Here is a 16,714-nt window from a genome sequence, read left to right as displayed (position 1 = left end):
CCTGCAGATTATGGGTGTCCTGTTTCCGGGAATACGACCGCCGGGGCCGAGTTATTGCCCAGACCGACCGCTGGCTGGGCGAGACGGGCTGGAAGGAGCAGACCAGCCGAACCTTCCATGACGAGCGCGGACACCAGAAGCGAACGGTTGATCCGGCCGGGCGCGAGACTGAATACTCTTTTGATGAGCTGGGTCGCATGGTCTCGGTGACCGACGCGCTGGATCAGACCACCGAGTATCACTACGACAACCGTGACAACCTGGTCGGGCTCACCGACGCCAACGGCAGCACCCACACGTTCAGCTTCGACCGCGCTGACCGGATGCGAACCGAGGCGCGGCCGATGGGACAGACCATTCAGTATGGCTACGATGCGGCCGGCCAGCTCACCGAGCGCACTGACCCCATGGGCAACCGCGCGGAGTATGAATACGATGGTGCCGGGCGCCGGATCGAAGTGCGGCACTTTCACCACGACGATCTCGACACCCCCGAGCGCATCGTTACCTTCGACCACGATGAAAAAGGCCGCCTGATCGGCTACGATGACGGGGTGATGAGTGGTGAATACAGCTACGACGCCCTGGGCCGAAAGACGGCGGAAACCGTGCACTATCCGGACTTTTCCAAGACCCACGAAAAGACCTGGCATGCCAACGGCCGCCAGGCCAGCCTGACCGCGCCCCACGGCACCACCTACAACTTCAGTTGGGATGAAGCCGACCGATTGCAGTCGGTGGTCATTCCCGGAGAGGGCGTGATCGCCTATTCGGAATACCAGTGGCACCAGCCGGCCCGGATCGAGTTTCCCGGCGGCACCGTCCGGGAGAACACCTTCGATGGCCTGCAACGCCACACCGGCATCCGGGTCACCAACGAGTCCGAACAGACCCTGATGGACTACGCCTACACCTGGGACGAGACCGGCAATATCACCGAAAAGGCGACCGAACACGGCCCCTACCGGTACGACTATGACGACATCGACCGACTCGTCGAAGCCGAGTACCCGACCTTCTCAGCCGAAGAATGGACCTACGATCCGCTGGGCAACCGCATCACCGATGCCCGCACCGGCGAGCAACCATGGGAATACAACGACAACAACGAACTGCTCTCAAGTGTGGAATACACCTTTGAGTACGACGACAATGGCAGCCTGATCGCCGAATACCACCCCGACGGCACGCTCTACCGCAGCCATGAATACAACGCAGAGACTCGCCTCTCGGCAGTCAGAGACGGGCAGGGCGATCTGATCGCCGAGTATGCCTACGACCCGTTCGGAAGAAGAGTCAGCAAGACCGTCTACGACCCACCGGGGGCAAACCCCGAGACCACCTGGTATGTCTACTCCGATCAGGGGCTGATGGCCGAACTGGATGAAAACGGCAATCAACTGGACTTCTACCTGTTCCCGCCGGATGGGCTGTGGAGTACCGATCCGATTTTCAGACGTTCGGAATCGAGTTACTTCTACTATCAGACCGATCACCTGGGTACCCCGCAGCAGTTGATTGACAGAGCTGGCAACCTGGTCCACAGCAGGGAGATGCGGGCGTTTGGGGAGGTGGCTCAGAGCGGTATGGAGGATCGGTGGCGGTTTCCGGGGCAGTTGGAGGAAAGATCCGGGACACGCACGATTTTAAAGGCAATTAACCGCTGTCGCTGACGTTCTAGGCTGATTTCTAGGTTGGTGTCTTTCGTGCTGATGTTGCTAACCGCTGAGAATGGCGTGCATCGCGGCGTTGCGCGACGCTAGCAGCTTGATTCCGCGAATCAAAGGCATGCTAAGCCCCGGGCAGTGCCGGTTTGCTGATCTTTGGCTCTAGGGGGCGGTCAGGTAGGGTGTTCCTTTAGAATCTTGATGGCCGATTCGCTTGCAACGCCTTTCATCCAGACCTGACCAAGTTCCGCAGCCTTGGCCATCAGTGCTTCGGCCGAGCCGATGGCGCGGAAGTAAAGGCTTTCGGTGCCCTGGACTTGTCGGAGCCATTGTTTGGGATTGTCGGCGATTTGCCAGATATCAGCCGGGGCGGCCTGTTTGCCCTCGATAATGGGCTTGAGCTTTCCGCGCTTGTCCCAACGGGCCTGCTCGCCGGTCCACTGGACCAGCTCGATGTAGCTCGATTCGGTCATGGCCATCAGTGCATCGGCATCCAGACCGGCCACTGGCTTGAGTTGGCGAGCTCGAATGGAGCGCCTGGGCTTGATTCTGCCAATCAGTCCCTTTCGCTCACGTAGCCGGCGCTGAATGGTCGTATGGTCTGATTCGATCAGGGTGTCGCAAATGGCTGCCCGGACGGGATTCAGGTCCACGTAGGCCATGCACGAAAGCACTGCGTGTTCCTCCAGCAAGGCTTGGCACTTGTACCGACTCTCCCAGAACTTCCCCTTGCAATTGTCCTCGCGGTTGGCGCGCCGGGCGATTGGTTCGTTGAGCGCTTTCATGAACCAGCTCAAGCTGCCCAGGCGTTTTCTCAATTCGGCCAGTCGCTCCGGATTGCTGGTTATGGCCAGTGTCGTACGCTCGGCCGCTTCCACGTTGTCATAGTGCTTGAGTTGCCCTGGGTAGGCCGTCAGCCAGCGCCTGGCTACTTCCTGGTCGGAAAAGTCCTCGACGGCAGTCGGATCCACGTGCAGAACGATATGAACGTGATTCGACATTACCGCGTACGCATACACGGAAACGGAGAAGCACTCGGCCAGCTCCAGTATGCGCGCCTCGATCCACTGGCGGCGATGCTCATAGCTCTGTCCGGTGACCCTGTCCCAGCCACACAGGAAGGCCCGGCGAACACAACGGGAGACAACGTGATAGAACCCGGGTTCACCTTCGGCCACCAATTGACTGCGTGGGTAGGTCATGGGAGAAATTCTGACCAACTCCCCGCGGCTGTACGATCAGACAGATCCTCGGAATTCTGTAGGAGATTTCCGAAAAGTGTCTGTCCTTGTTTGGTGTCTCCTTGTTTGGTGCCACAGACTTTCCGGCGGGTTTTCTTCGGCCGCAGAGAGTTTGCCGCGCTTGTCAGGATGGGCCTGGAGCCCGGTCCAGCGGACCAGGTCGATGTAGCTGGACTCTGTCAGATCCGAGAGGGTATCTGCGTCGAGCCCGGCGACAGGTTTCAGTGCTTTGTCCTGCGAGCCTTTACCCAAGGTCTTTGCACTGGCCGATTGAGCCGATTCGAGTCGGTACCGGATCGAGGTGTGCTCGGAGTCGCGTAGCGTCTGGCACATGCCGGCTCGGACGGGATTGAGATCGACACGCATGACGGCACAGGACATGCGCTTCTTGCGCTACCGCGCAAACCGCACACGCTCTTTGGCCTATGCTGCCATGCAGGAAAGAGCGGCCTGCTCGTCCAGCAGCGCCTGACATTTGAACCGACCTTCCCAGAATCTTCCCGTACAATCGTCCTCGCGATTGGCCATTCGGGCAATTGGCTCGTTAAGTGCGCGCATGAACCAGCTGATAGAACCGAGGCGCTCACGAATGACGTCCAGGCGCTCTGCATTTCCGAGGAGAGCCAGGGTGGCGCGCTCAATGCAGGCGGGATCATCGCGGTTACTGATCGAGCCGGGAAAGATGGCCAACCAGCGTTCGGCAACTTCCCTGTCTGTCCATTGCCACGGCATGGCCGGTTCGCTGCGAAGAACCACATGCAGGTGATTTGACACGCGCTATACGGCACACCTTGGGTCTTCTTGCGCTAGCGCGCAAACCGACCCTGCGGCTTAGCCTGCGCTACAGCATATGCAAAAACAGAGACCGAAAAGCTATCTGCCAGTTGAAAGATCCGGTCCTCGATCCACTGACGTCGATGCTCGAAGTTCTTGCCGGTGAGCTGGTCCACCCCACAGAGGAAGGCGCGGCGAACGCACCGACTCACGCAATGGTAGAAGCCGGGCTCTTCATCGCTGACCAGTTGGCTGCGTGGATAGGTCATGCGCCAATGATGGCGCGAGATCCAGCGTGGTGAAATCCTAAGATTGTCGTGTTGTGTTGTAGGAGATTTCCTGCAGATCATGGGTGTCCTGTTCAAGCCTCTCCGCCACACCATGTCCACCCTGATGCTCGACAACGGCGCCGACATCCGCCACATCCAGGCCATTCTGGGCCACAGCCAGCTCTCGACCGCCGAGGTCTACACCCAGGTCTCGATCCGCAAGCTCAAGGCCGTGCATGCGTTGACCCATCCGGCCGACCGGCTAGCGGACGCAGCGGGCGATCTCGGAGAGGCCGAGTGGCCCGACGCCTGGTCCTGACCCTGCCCCCGGAATATCTGGGCCTGTGCCGGGAGTACGGCCTGGACCCGGCCGCCCTGTTGCGCGGCTTTATCGCCGACCTGTGCGAGATCCCCGACTGGGCCGATGACCCGCGCCCGGACGGCTACACCAGCCACGGCGCGGATGAGCGCGACTTGGCCTGGGCCTGGTTCGAGCGTTGCGGGTATGGGCAACGGATGGAAGATGAGCGACGGGAGGAGTAGAATGGAGGCTATGGCAACGAAAGCAGACACCGTGAAGGCCAAGGCTCGAGAGCTGATCGAGCAGTTGCCCGATAATGCGACCTGGGACGACGTGGCTTATGAAATCGCCGTGCGTCGATCCATTGAGCGGGGGCTGGCCGATCTTGACGCCGGGCGCACTTACACCAGCGAAGCCCTGCTGGAATCCCTTGGCCTGAGTGAATGACTGTCATCTGGTCGGCCGAGGCGCAGGCTCAGCTTGCCGCCATCCATGAGCATGTAGGCGAGAACGCCCCCCGAGATGCTGATGCGCTGATCAGGCGTCTGGTTGCTCGTGTTGCTCAACTTGAGACCGTTCCGCACAGTGGTCGCAGGGTGCCTGAGTATCCGGATGATGACTTACGCGAGTTGCTGTCACGACCCTATCGGATCATCTATCGTCAACGCAATGAGCATGTGGAGGTCGTGACCGTGATGCACTATCGGCAGCAGTTGCCCGCCAGCCCCCGCGACTTGATCTGACTTCAGAGCCGGCGCCGCTAAGCTGACGCTCTAGCGGACGCTGGTAAGCTCGCGGCCGCTTCTCCTTTAGTTGCCTGACCCGGACTCCGTCCTGTCCTTTGCATTCGCCTTGACCATCACGCTTCTCTGTTCCTATCATGAAAGAGATGAGTCATGTCTTCATTTGTCAGCCATACTGAAGGACCTGGAAGTGCGCCATGTGTTGTTGGGTGTGCTTGTAGTTGTATTGATGGCGCTTTCCTGGTCCGTTCAATATCTACTTCTTGATGAGGGGGGTAAAGAACGTGGAGATGATCATTGAGGGCCCAAGCTGACAAGAGCGCAAGCTACAGTAATCAGATAAATTGCATGCTGGCGCAGGGGGTGATATGGGGAGTGGAGGAGATTGAGGGTTAGGTATGCAGTGAGTATACTACGAGCCCTTTGGTGCTTATGCAATGCCGTTGGCCGTTCAGCTATGGTGAGGTTGGTGTGGTTCTGATTTCCATTAGGTTGTTCTACTGGGTGGCAGTAAGTGCTTTGCCATTTGTTCCGCTGTACCTGGGTCACCGGGTAATTGGCAGAATGGGCTGTTCGTTTGAATCTGAGTGTTTTCGTTATGGAATGACCTTTTTCTCCGAGCAGGGGATATTCCTCGTGATCTCAGGTGCGTTGCTATGGCCTGTCACTGCAACCAAGAGTTTTTTGATAGTTCGAGAGTTGTGGAAAAGAGCTCTTGGAATAAAAGTGGAGCGTCAAGGTTGAGTGTTCGAGGACGCCCGTGTGTTGGTGGGCTGTTGATTTGTTGGTGAGAGATTGAACTGTTCCAGAGGTGAGTCCCCGCCGGTGGGTCGCCACCTGGAGGTGTTTGTATGGGTTTTGCGTTAGGCGAGATGAAATTGTTCGAGGTCAGAGGTCTATGCGATATTTGGTGAGTTTTCTGGTCTTTCTTCTTGTCGTTGGGTGCGTTGATCCTGACCGCGCGTGCAAAGAGTTTTTCGGGGATGAGGAGTTCATGGGAAGACTGTTTGCGTTGGGCGAATATGAAGTCGAGTTTGAGCAGATTTGTGATGATCGTGCATTTCGGAGTTTCCCTATGCTGAAGTTGTCGGACGAGATCCCTGCTTCGTGTTCGCATGTGTGTCCTGATGAGTTCGTGGAGTATTTTGTGTCAACCGCTGCTGCGGCCCGCGCAGAGGAGGCCTTCTGTACGTGGGGCTATCCGGAGTTTCTGGGCGTGAATAAGGAGCGAGTTGATCGATCGGTAAGTCGATTGGCTTCAGCGACTAATGAATTGGAGAGTTGTATTGATGGTTATGTTGTAGATGAGTAAGAGGTGCGGGATGTGCATGAGTAGAGAACGAGCTTGAGATCGATCGGGGTGCGCGGGGATTGGGAAGAAGCCGGTGGTTTCGGCTGTTGTCATCCCTTGGGCTCCGGGTTCCAGGTCTTGACCAGTCAGCCAATCGTAGTCGCGAGTGCATGGATGACGTGGTTATGCTTGGCGGCTTGCAAATGGTTGCCTGCAAGGACGTGCTAACAGGGTTTTCAAATGAATATCACGCGAATAGTGTTAGTAGTAGGTTTCACTAGTGTCCGGTTAAAAGTGCTCTGAATCCCGAAAATCGCATGTTTTACAGCACATTACAAGCGGAAAAAGGTGTCCCCGATTTGAACGCGGAGTTCGCGGTGTATAACCAAGCCGATACCGTGCCCTCCGGAGTGGCAAATGAACATCGGCAAGACGCTTTTTGCTCAGATTATGGATTTCCTTCCCTGGAAGACTTTCCACCGCACCGTCGACCGATACGACGGCAACCGGCGAGTGCGAACTCTGAGCTGCGCCGAACAGTTCCGCTGTATGGCCTTTGCCCAGCTGACCTACCGCGAGAGCCTGCGGGACATCGAAGCCTGTCTCCAGGTTCAGTCTGCAAAGCTTTACCACATGGGCTTTCGCCAGCCGATTCGTCGAGCAACTCTTGCCGATGCAAACGAGTCGCGAGATTGGAGAATTTACGGCGACTATGCCCAGCATCTGATTGCACAAGCGAGAAGCCTCTATGTCGACGAATCCATAAGCTCGGGTCTTCCCGATACGGTTTACGCACTCGACTCAACCACCATCGACCTATGTCTGTCGATGTTCCCATGGGCACCATTTCGCACGGCAAAAGCGGCAGTCAAACTTCATACCCTGCTGGATCTGCGCGGATCGATTCCCAGCTTCATTCATATCTCCGACGGCAAGCTGCACGACGTCAATGTTCTAGACTTGCTGATTCCGGAGGCAGGTTCGTTTTACGTGATGGATCGGGCCTACCTGGACTATGCTCGACTATTCAATCTGGCCCAGGCCGGCGCCTTCTTTGTAATCCGGGCCAAATCAAACCTGGACTTCCGGCGGGTCTATTCTGCTGCTACAGATCGGCAAGCTGGGCTGATCTGCGACCAAACTATTGCGCTCTGCGGCCAGCGTCCAAGCAAGTACTATCCTCAACACTTGAGACGCATTCGCTTCAAGGACCCGGAAACCGGAAAGACCCTGGTATTTCTCACCAATCAGTTCCAACTCCCGGCTCTTACGATCTGCGCGTTGTACAAAAGCCGGTGGCAGGTCGAGCTGTTCTTCAAGTGGATCAAGCAAAATCTCCGTATCAAGTGCTTCTTCGGCCGATCGGAGAACGCAGTCAAGACACAAATTTGGATTGCTGTGTCGACCTATGTGCTGATCGCCATCATCAAAAAGCGTTTGGACCTCGATATTTCGCTGCACGCAATGCTACAGATTATCTCCATAACTGTATTTGAAAAAACACAGTTGAAACAGGCGGTTACGATCGACCGAAGCGATCTGGATCAGATCAAAGACGGTAACCAATTGAATCTATTCGGCTTTTAAACCGGACACTAGTGAGTAGGTTTGATTGGTGCTTTGGCGTCATGCAAGTCATTTGGCCCTTCAGCCGAAGATGCTTCTGGTCCGCGCTTGGGAGTATCCGAGGTTGTAGGGATTGCTGAAGATTACGCTTTGTCACATGGGCTGGAGACTGATCAAATGAAGCGCACGATTTGCTTTGTGCCTGCATTTTCCAAATGGGAAATTACTTTCTCTGCCGATGAGGATGACGTTGACCACTTCTTCTTTGTGATTGTGGATGATCCTTCAGGAGACGCACATATTTCTGGTGGGCGCTAGAACTAGTCTGATTTCCTGGTGTCGTTGACGCCATTGCTGACAGATGCCAAATGATTGGTGGTTATATTAGTATGCGAATGCTTTCTCAGGAAAAATATTTGATTATCGCTGCAATGTTCTTAAGTTTGCTGCATGCGGCTGAAGCTAGCGATGCTGAAACTAGATATCAGACCCAGTTTTCCGTTCATGATGTATTGCGGATGGTGCATGAGGAAATAGAGACGTCTAGCTACGATATGACTGTCTATGATGAGGTCTATACATCGGTATGTTTCCGCCCTGAATCAAGAGTTTGGGTTGTCTCCTATTCGGGGTTTCCGTCCAAGGAAGTTCTTCAATCCATTGTATTCGAGATGGATGATGGGGTCGACGAGATCACTGTGTCCCATCAGGAAAGGTCTTTGACGCCGAAGGAGGAAGATGGGGGCATGCAGGGTGATGAGTGTGGAAAGGAAGAGTGACAAATGGTGCCGCATCACACCAGCATCGAAGTCACCAACGGGGCCGGGGATATCCTAATGGAGTATGCCTACACCCGGGGCGAGACTGGTAATATCTCCGAGAAAGTCACTGAACATGGTTGCCGCTGGTGCGGCTGCAAAGGCAGCTGGTGGCCGGCATCACCCTGATCGGGCCCTTTGCTTCTTATAAGGAGCATTGTGCATGATTTCATCACAGCTAGATGTGTTGTCCTTGGTGTGTCTTTTGACGATGTTTTTGGTCGGGCTGGTCATTTGCGTTGTGAGGAAAGCGGCATTGGGTTTTATAGCTGTTGGGCTGGTTTCAGTCACATGGATTGTTGTTGCCTTCCTGCCGCTGCTGCTTGGACTCGAGTACTCAACTGACCTGTGGTATTCATCGGTTTTTCATAGAAACCTCTTGTTAATTCTGCCGGGAGCAATAGTCATTGCTTCCTTGCTAGATGGGTCATGGAAAAAGTACGTGGGTGTTGTGCTTTCGTTGGCTATGGCTGCTATCCTGGCTGTCCTGTTCTACTGATAGGGCGTGTCATGGTCGATGATTGGGCAATTGCTTTAATACGGTACTTTGTGAGGCGGTATCGTATTTTGCTGTTCTCAACTGTAGTTCCAGTGCTTTTGATTGGATGCCAAACGCATTCCTATGATAACTATTCTGAGAAGAGATACTCTGATCGATCGGTTTCCAAGGTTTTGGGTTTTGCTAAAAGACAGGCAGTCGCTCAAGGTGTTGACGTCGAAGGGCGTGATATACAGGCGTGCTATTCTCGGCGACTGAATAATTGGGTTGTCAAGTTTTTGGGTTCACCGGAAGGTGCAAAGAGGGGGGGTTCCGTTTGGGTGGAGGAGCAAGATCAGTTGTTGATGGGTGAATATGAGGAGTATACAGAGAGTTCGCCCGAAAGCATAATGAAGTTGGTATACGATGAGGTTGCAACGATGGATCTTGACCTGACTAACTATGAGGAAAATATTTGCTTCTATCCTGGCAGTGAAACCTGGGGTGTCCTATTTTCGAAGTATTCTGATGAGGGTTTTTCTGAACTTCGTGTAACTATTGATGATGGTGACCTTGGTTTGATGGTGGAGTTCTGCAAAGGTGCTCTCAGCGATGACTCGCCACCAATATGTGAATGACGAGGAAGGTCGGGGTCATGTACGATTGGAGTACCAGACAGTATATGGACGCCTCCGGTTTGTGAGCGTGATGAAAGATGCGGTTAGCGTGCATATAGTCGGCGTCTTAGTGGTGCCGGGTTTAGGCTCCGCGACATGATGAGATCCGTCTCTCGCCCAACAGAAGACCAAATAGAAAAGGCCAGAAGTCCATCGCTGACCAGTTGGCTGCGTGGGTCGGTCATGCGCCAATGATGGCGAGAGACCCAGGGTGGTGAAATCCTAAAATTGTCGTGTTATGTTGTAGGATGCTTCCTGCAGATCATGGGTGCCCTTTCCAGGCTGGTTCCAAGCTCGCCTAAAAGCGCTGCAACACCCGATGAAGCGGCGTGACATGAATATGAGTTCTAACGGAGCAGCAGCGAGCGCTTGCTTTCGTTTCCAGGCGACATTGGCCGTCTGGTACGCGGACAGATAGCATGGTGGCAAGGAACTGGGTAGGAGCATGATGCGTGCTTCCAGATATGATCTAATGCAGGCGTGGGATGAATGTTGGCAAGATCCTTGATCAAGAAGATTCTTAACCTGACGATGCTGGTTGCCTGTGTTTCTGGATGCGGGTGGAGTGATTCTAGTGCATCGTCATGTAGTGATGCGCCCTGTACCGCCGATTTGGTCATCAAGAGTGCTGAGTTCCTTGTCCTTGAATCAGGCCCTGCTCAGGCAGCAGCCGTGGTGAGAAGCGCTGATGGATTCCGTGTGACGATGCTGGGGGAATGTGCATTTGGGATGTTTGAAGGCAGTAGAGTCCGGATTCTGTACTCTGCAGATCCCCCTGCCTGGGTCAAGGATGTATTGAACAACGAGAGGCTCCCAGCCGCAGTCGTCCCGGAGGCAATCATTGCTGCAGAAGTTAGGACACGCTTCAATAAGGACCATGAAGGTGTATATATGAGTAATGTACGTTGCTTTGTTCATGAAAGTAAAAAGCCAGATTGACGTGCGAATGAAACAGGTTTTCGATAATCCTTGCGCTCTGCGGTAGGGTTCCGATATGGCATGCCGTAGGTGTTGCATCTCGTTGAGTTTTGCCATATAGGTGTTCCTGAAGGGCGCCATGTGTTGTTGGGTGTGCTTGTGGTTGAATTGATGGCGCTTTCCTGGTTCGTTCAGTATCTGCTTTTTGATGAAGGGGCATAGAACGTGGAGATGATCATTGAGGGCCCAAACTGACGAGAGCGTAATCCGCATAGCCTAAATGGATTGCCTGATGGGGCGGGAGGGAAGTAAAGCAAGTGACGGAGTCTGAGGGGGGCGTATAGTGCGTGTGTCGGTGAACTGTTGATTTGGTGGTGGCTTGAATTGCTCCATGGGTGAGTCTCCGCTAGTGGGTGATCACGTTGGTTGAGGGGTGCCCAATATGGAGGGAGATATTCGAAGATGATTGAATGTAGTACGCGTTTCGTGATGGCATGCCCTCTGGTTCTTTTCCTTGCGGTTGGCTGTGAGTTTCGGAGTTCCTTTGAATGGATGTCGGAGCGCTATGACCTTGATCAGGCAAGCTGCTTTGTTGGTGAGGGCCAGAGCAAGTTCGCGTTCTTTATAGTGGAAGGTGGAGTGAAGAATGTCCACCTGGTAAGAAGTGGGGCAGTTGGGTCAGATCAGCTACGATCCAGATATATGGTGGAGTTTAACCGGTTCTCCGATGGGCTAGTTCCCCTGTCAGGTCCACCTGAGGTAAGGCAGCACTCTACAGTTGAGATTGGTGGGGAGGTTTTTTCACATATTGCGAGCTTTTACCCGCTAGGCCAAGAAGCCTTGCAGGGTGGTGTCAATGGCCATCTATTTTGACCCACTTTTGGCCATTTATTTTGACCCACCGTGTGTCGTCTAGCTCGTGGTTTTCTGTTTCAAGCGATAGCTCTCTCCTCCCAGCATGAAGATGTGTGAGTGGTGGATGACGCGGTCAATGATCGGTACCGCCACGGCGTCATCGTGGAAGAAGGCTCCCCAGTTGCTGAAGTCCTTGTTGGTGGTCAGGATGATTGAGCGGTACTCATACAGGCTATTGATCAGCTGGAACAGGTTGTAGCGGGCTTGCCGGGTCATGGGCAGGTAGCCCAGCTCATCGATCACCAGCACATCGTACTTACCCAACTGTCTCAGCCGTTTTTTCAGTTCACCTTTCATCTCGGCCAGCTCCAGGTCTTCGACCAGCGCCAGTGCCGTGCGGAACAGCACCTTGTAGCCGGCTTCAATGGCCTTCAGAGCAATGCCGATGGCCAAGTGCGTCTTGCCCACCCCGGGCGGACCGATGAACACCAGGTTTTGGCGCTCATCGATGAAGCCGAAGTCCAGCAGGGCGCTGACCTGACGCTTGGTGATGGTGGTCTGGTGGCGGTAGTCGAACGCTTCTAGCGGCTTGTGCGCCGGCAGCTGTGCCTGTTTCAGGTGCCGGTCGATGCGGCGGCGGGTGCGCTCGGCCAGCTCGTGCTCGGCGATCTGCCGGGCAAACTCCAGATAGGACAGCTCGTTGGCTTCGGCTTGGGCCAGCAGCTCACCCAGGTGCCCGGCGGTGGCGCTCAGGCGCAGGCTGCGGTACTGGGACTGGGTCTGTTCAAGCCGACTCATGGGTCACCTCCTGGCCACTGGAGCGGCCAACCTGAGCATAGGCTTGCAGGGCCGAGACAGGCATTCGGTCCTCATGATCAGGCGTTGTGTTGGTATCGGGGGCTCGCCCGCGGTCTCGAGCTTGCTGCCACGCCTCCAGGTAGCGTTGCACGGTGCTGGCGGTCAACCGGGGCTGCTGAGTCAGTGTCTGCAGCAGTTCGGCGTCGACGGGTCCATGCCGGTTGAGCAGATCACGCAGGCCTGCCAGTTGGTCCTTGTAGATCCTCGGCGAGGTCACCTTGAGCAGGTGGCACAGCGTCTCGCCCTGACCGTCGGGCAGCTGTTGGCAGATGGCCGCTTCCAGATCCGCGATGCGCTGGGCCGGATCCCGGTAGTGGTGGTTGTTCTTGATCGTGCGGCCTTTCTCCAGACACAGCACGTGCTCAGCAATGTGCTCGCCGCTCTCCAGGTCATGGATATGCAGGTGCCCCTCCTGTTCAGAGACACCCACCTGGGCCCGCTGCCAGCGCAGGGCACTGAGTACTTGTTGGCTTTCCACGAGATCAGCCCGGTTTTGTCGGCCCGGCGGGTCTCGTGGTCAGGGCGAGCCTGAAGCAGGCTTTGCGCCACAATGTAGGGACGCAGGTGTGCGCGCTCGTCGGCCTCGAAGTGGGCCCGCGGCTGGCGACCGGTGGCGCCGTGCTTGCGAACATTGGCCACGGCCTCCAACCAGCCTTGCAGGTGCTGGCACAGCGCCGTCTCGCTCTCGAAGCACTCCCCGTAAAGGGCGTCCTGCTTGACGTACTTGACCCCGGCCTCCACCTTGCCCTTGCTCTCGGGATCATAGCCCTCGCAGGCATGGATCCGGTAACCGGCAGTCGTGGCGTACTGGTGAAAGCGTTGATTGAGCGTCAGCTCTCGGTACCGCTCGTGGATCACCACGAGCTTGGTCTGATCGTATACACACTCCTCAGGCACACCACCAAAGTAGCGGAAGGCTTCGTCGTGAAGCTGGATGAACGCCTCGGTGTCCAGAGGCTGGAATCGCACCCCCACGTACATCAGCCGTGAACAGGCCAGAACGAAGACCACGAAGTAGACCACCCGCTCCACCCCTGCGATCATCACTCCGCGCAGCTCGCCGGGGTCAACCTGGCACTGAACGCCGGGTACGGCGTCAACCACCGGCTCGTAATAACGAGTCTGGCCGTTGGCGATTTGCTCCTTGAGTGCTCGCACGTAGCGGCGCAGGCTACGCTCAGAGGCTGGCAACTCGCCCACTTTCTCACGCAGTCGCCGAGCCAGCTTGATGGCGCTCAGCCGGGGATACGTCTTGAGCTGGTGGATGAGGAAATCTCGATACTCGTCCAGACGCTTGCTACGCGAGGGATCCTCCTGGGCCTGGCTGATCGCCATCTCGTTCAGTCTCAGGTACTTGCGAACCGTGTTACGGGCAATGCCCAGTTCCCGGCTGATCGCCCGGACCGATAGGCCCCGCCCCTGATCGTGTAATGCTTTGATTTTGTGAATCACAACCCACTCCTTCAATGATCTGTCCCGGCTTATTTGTCTGGCACGGGACGCTACAGTGTTTTGTGGCCAAAGCCACCCGGGGTGGGTCAAAATTGTTGGCCAATAGTGGGTCAGTTTAGTTGGCCATTAACAGGTGGGTTAGTCGCTGTGGTGGCAGTTTCTCTTGGGGTGTCGGAATCGATTTCTTCAGCAGCGAGTACCTACGATTCCTTGGAGTTTGATTACATTGTTAGTTGCGAACTGCCGGCCCGTCGTTTCAATTGAGTGTTTTTTGGCAGCTACAATGGAGGCGCAAGTTGACTGCGCCCCACGGCACCACCTACAACCACAGTTGGGATCAGGCCGATCGATTGGATAATTCCTCCGAGAATTGATGTTCTTGGATTCAAGTGCACCAAAAGTTGGGGGTTACCCCTGAATCGCTGCCGCGTCTGTGCGTGGATGAGATGCCCGGCTCAGGAACCGAGCAGTGACAGCACCCAGTGTGCGGGCAGGTGAAACAGCAGGGGGATGCCGATCATCAGGAACAGCAGGTGGCCCATGGGTGACAAGCGCTTCTGATCGCCGGCGCCGGTCATGCCATGCACCCAGTTGATGTTGCGTTCGGGCGGGGCGATCAGCCAGGTCAAGGGCAAGACGAGCCAGGCAATGGCAATGGCCAGCGGCAGGGCGCGAGGGTCATAGCCCTGCAGCCAGACCATCCAGACCAGCACCAGTGGCAGCGGGATGTGGAACAGCGACAGCAGTCTCAGCCAGCGGGGGCGGTTCGTGTCGAACATGTAGCCGAGCAGGCCGAACGCCTGCCAGCCGGTGATCAGGCGCGTCAGCAGGATGACGATCCAGGCAGTTTCGGGCACGAGAATCAGGACGGCCATGGTGGATGCCAGCAGCGGATTTTCCAGCCAGAGTGCGAGGGTGGCTCCGATCAGCGCGATATCGGAGAACCAGAGATAGTTGGCCGGACCGTAGCGGAACCAGTACGCGGTCAGAACAACGATGGTCATGGCGGTAAAAGCCAGCTTGAGCCCGATGGGAATCGTTGAGGCCATCATGGGTATAATTCGCGGTCAGTACGGCATCATGTACAGTCTATCGGGATGGTGCCTGCCGTGCCTGGTGGTCCCAGCTCAGGTGCGCGCGGACACGGCCGGCCCGAACGACTGCAGTTTCAAGGGGTGGTAGCCAGTATGAGCGTTCGAAATCTGCGAGTGCCTGTGTTGTATGCAGGCGGCTTCACGCTGGTCGAGGTGGTGGCGGTGATTGTGCTGCTGGGTCTGCTTGCGGCGGTTGCCTTGCCGCGTTTCATCGACTTGCAACCCGAGGCAGAAGAGGCATCCACCCGGGCGCAGGCGGCCGCGCTCATTAGCCAGGACACCATCAACGTGGCGGCCTGTCGGTCCGGAAGCAGCGACTGCGTGGATATCACCACCACCGGAACTCAGGCCTGTGATGAAGCGATCGACGAGTTCTTCCCGCATCTCGATCGGTCGGTCTTCACCGTCAGCAATATCGACAGCAATACACCGGCTGAGCAATGGGCCAGTCAATTGGACGACGGTGCAGCGGTCTTCTGGGTCACGCGCTTTTTGCTGACGCCGCCCTCCGATGCATGGCTGGGTCAGGGCTGGGATGTCCGACAGCCCTGTGTACTGTCGCGTAACTAGTGGGCCATGCGGTTAATGAGGTAACGCTCAGAGCCACTGTGCTGGCGCGAATCAAGGCGCGTTTCGCAGGGAATGGCAGCGTCCTTGCCAAGAAACGCAACGCCGAGTCGCGCCAGCACAGTGACTCCCGAAGGGCCGTCGCACAAGCGCCGTGGGCAGGCGAAACCGCATGGCGACTTTCGCGTAGCGAATGAAGCCTTGCGAGTGGAGCCGCTGCACGTGTTCCGCTCGCTTGAATTGGCGACGGCCAGTCCTGCGCTCGCGCGCCTTGCCCACGACGCTTGTGCGACGGCTGAGTGTTACCTTATTAACCGCATGGCCCAATAGCTGATCTGTTGACTGCGTCTTGCTGCCAAGCCTTCCTGCGCGGTTTCAGCCGTTGTCCTTCCACCGCCTGATGACCCCGAAAACGGCTGCCGGGTCATTGCCGGTACCCGGTTCCCGGCGATTGGCCGCTTCGATGACCGCGGGCTCGCGCACACGCAGGAAGGGGTTGGCTGCCCGCTCTCCACCCAGCGTAGAGGGCAGTGTGATCTGATCATTCTCGCGCAGGCGCTCGGCTTCGGCCAATCTGGATTGCAGCGCCTTGTTTTCGGGCTCGACCTGACGGGCGAAGCGGCAGTTGTCGACCGTGTACTCGTGGCCGCAGTAGACCTTCAACTCGTCGGGCAGGCCGGAGAGTTTGTCAAGCGAGTGCAGCATCTGTGCCGGAGTACCCTCGAACAGGCGGCCACAGCCGATCGAGAACAGTGTGTCACCACTGATCAGGTGTCGGCCATCATGAAACATGATGTGGCTGGTGGTATGGCCGGGTGTTTCCAGGACCTCGAACGCCAAGGACGGCTGATCGATGGTGAATCGATCGCCTTCGCCGACCGGGTGACTGACCTGGGCGATGCGTTCATCGCGGGGGCCCCATACCGGCACCTTGCTGTGGGCCAGCAGCGCATTGACGCCCGCGGTGTGATCGGGATGATGGTGGGTAATAAGCAGGGCCGACATTTCAAGCCCATTGTTCTGCAGGTACGCCAGGGGCTCGTCGGCACTGCCCGGGTCGACCAGTACACAGCTTTGACCGTCGTGCAGCGCCCAGACGTAGTTGGTATCCAGAACCGGGATGGCCTCGATTGACAGCGGCATTT

18 protein-coding genes and 2 pseudogenes are annotated in these 16,714 nt (G+C 56.4%); 13 read left to right on the top strand and 7 right to left on the bottom strand.

The window, feature by feature from the left end; genetic code table 11:
* Positions 1-14: 14 nt before the first annotated feature.
* Positions 15-1,673, top strand: a complete 1,659-nt coding sequence (locus IC757_RS11050; RefSeq protein WP_190974368.1) for an RHS domain-containing protein — start codon at positions 15-17, stop codon at positions 1,671-1,673.
* Positions 1,674-1,840: 167 nt separating this feature from the next.
* Here the strand turns inward: IC757_RS11050 and IC757_RS11045 are convergent, their stop codons facing one another.
* The 3 genes and pseudogenes from IC757_RS11045 to IC757_RS11035 form a co-directional block, all read right to left on the bottom strand.
* On the bottom strand, positions 1,841-2,869 hold the full coding sequence (locus IC757_RS11045) for a transposase (protein WP_190974367.1): 1,029 nt from the start codon (positions 2,867-2,869) through the stop codon (positions 1,841-1,843).
* Between the two features lie 462 nt (positions 2,870-3,331).
* Positions 3,332-3,682 carry a hypothetical protein gene (locus IC757_RS11040; protein WP_190974366.1) on the bottom strand — a complete coding sequence of 117 codons (351 nt, stop codon included), beginning with the start codon at positions 3,680-3,682 and terminating at the stop codon, positions 3,332-3,334.
* A gap of 68 nt (positions 3,683-3,750) precedes the next feature.
* A pseudogene (locus IC757_RS11035) lies at positions 3,751-3,951 on the bottom strand (transposase); the annotation flags it as partial.
* Positions 3,952-4,030: 79 nt separating this feature from the next.
* On the opposite strand from IC757_RS11035, the gene IC757_RS11030 reads away from it, so the two are divergent.
* From IC757_RS11030 to IC757_RS16765, 11 genes are all read left to right on the top strand, one after another.
* Positions 4,031-4,270 (top strand): tyrosine-type recombinase/integrase, encoded by a 240-nt coding sequence (locus IC757_RS11030; RefSeq protein ID WP_190974364.1) that lies wholly within the window; start codon positions 4,031-4,033, stop codon positions 4,268-4,270.
* A complete protein-coding gene (locus IC757_RS11025) occupies positions 4,249-4,494 on the top strand; it encodes a hypothetical protein (protein WP_190974363.1) in 246 nt (81 codons plus the stop codon). The genes IC757_RS11030 and IC757_RS11025 overlap by 22 nt, the downstream gene beginning before the upstream one ends.
* Positions 4,495-4,504: 10 nt before the next feature.
* Positions 4,505-4,699, top strand: a complete 195-nt coding sequence (locus IC757_RS11020; protein WP_190974362.1) for a hypothetical protein — start codon at positions 4,505-4,507, stop codon at positions 4,697-4,699.
* On the top strand, positions 4,696-4,995 hold the full coding sequence (locus IC757_RS11015) for a type II toxin-antitoxin system RelE/ParE family toxin (RefSeq protein ID WP_190974361.1): 300 nt from the start codon (positions 4,696-4,698) through the stop codon (positions 4,993-4,995). The genes IC757_RS11020 and IC757_RS11015 overlap by 4 nt, the downstream gene beginning before the upstream one ends.
* A gap of 910 nt (positions 4,996-5,905) precedes the next feature.
* Complete coding sequence (locus IC757_RS11010; RefSeq protein ID WP_190974360.1) at positions 5,906-6,307, top strand: hypothetical protein; 402 nt, start codon at positions 5,906-5,908, stop codon at positions 6,305-6,307.
* Between the two features lie 396 nt (positions 6,308-6,703).
* Complete coding sequence (locus IC757_RS11005; protein WP_190974041.1) at positions 6,704-7,873, top strand: IS4 family transposase; 1,170 nt, start codon at positions 6,704-6,706, stop codon at positions 7,871-7,873.
* 156 nt (positions 7,874-8,029) lie between these two features.
* Entirely contained in the window at positions 8,030-8,170 is a 141-nt protein-coding gene (locus IC757_RS11000) for a hypothetical protein (RefSeq protein WP_190974359.1), read from the top strand.
* Positions 8,171-8,220: 50 nt separating this feature from the next.
* Complete coding sequence (locus IC757_RS10995; protein ID WP_190974358.1) at positions 8,221-8,631, top strand: hypothetical protein; 411 nt, start codon at positions 8,221-8,223, stop codon at positions 8,629-8,631.
* Between the two features lie 202 nt (positions 8,632-8,833).
* Positions 8,834-9,169: a hypothetical protein gene (locus IC757_RS10990; RefSeq protein ID WP_190974357.1), complete on the top strand. Its 336-nt coding sequence runs from the start codon at positions 8,834-8,836 to the stop codon at positions 9,167-9,169.
* 11 nt (positions 9,170-9,180) lie between these two features.
* Positions 9,181-9,786 (top strand): hypothetical protein, encoded by a 606-nt coding sequence (locus tag IC757_RS10985; RefSeq protein ID WP_190974356.1) that lies wholly within the window; start codon positions 9,181-9,183, stop codon positions 9,784-9,786.
* Positions 9,787-10,329: 543 nt separating this feature from the next.
* The gene (locus IC757_RS16765) at positions 10,330-10,764 is read left to right on the top strand and encodes a hypothetical protein (protein ID WP_223846098.1); all 435 of its coding nucleotides are present in this window, start codon (positions 10,330-10,332) and stop codon (positions 10,762-10,764) included.
* Positions 10,765-11,655: 891 nt separating this feature from the next.
* Here IC757_RS16765 and istB read toward each other — a convergent pair.
* The 3 genes and pseudogenes from istB to IC757_RS10970 all read right to left on the bottom strand — a co-directional run bounded on the left by istB (position 11,656) and on the right by IC757_RS10970 (position 14,960).
* Entirely contained in the window at positions 11,656-12,396 is a 741-nt protein-coding gene (gene istB / locus IC757_RS10980) for an IS21-like element helper ATPase IstB (protein WP_190974355.1), read from the bottom strand.
* A pseudogene (gene istA / locus IC757_RS10975) lies at positions 12,383-13,908 on the bottom strand (IS21 family transposase). The gene istB and the pseudogene istA overlap by 14 nt, the downstream one beginning before the upstream one ends.
* Positions 13,909-14,363: 455 nt before the next feature.
* Positions 14,364-14,960, bottom strand: a complete 597-nt coding sequence (locus IC757_RS10970; RefSeq protein ID WP_190974354.1) for a membrane-associated protein — start codon at positions 14,958-14,960, stop codon at positions 14,364-14,366.
* 135 nt (positions 14,961-15,095) lie between these two features.
* Here IC757_RS10970 and IC757_RS16935 point away from each other — a divergent pair, with 135 nt between their 5' ends.
* Complete coding sequence (locus IC757_RS16935) at positions 15,096-15,572, top strand: prepilin-type N-terminal cleavage/methylation domain-containing protein (RefSeq protein WP_190974353.1); 477 nt, start codon at positions 15,096-15,098, stop codon at positions 15,570-15,572.
* Positions 15,573-15,944: 372 nt separating this feature from the next.
* On the opposite strand, the gene gloB is transcribed toward IC757_RS16935, so the two are convergent.
* Complete coding sequence (gloB, locus tag IC757_RS10960) at positions 15,945-16,712, bottom strand: hydroxyacylglutathione hydrolase (protein WP_190974352.1); 768 nt, start codon at positions 16,710-16,712, stop codon at positions 15,945-15,947.
* Between the last annotated feature and the right edge of the window lie 2 nt (positions 16,713-16,714).

Origin of the sequence: Wenzhouxiangella sp. AB-CW3 (genome assembly GCF_014725735.1) — a bacterium.
Classification (GTDB): Bacteria; Pseudomonadota; Gammaproteobacteria; order Xanthomonadales; family Wenzhouxiangellaceae; genus Wenzhouxiangella.
This window is presented reverse-complemented; position numbering and strand designations above follow the sequence as displayed.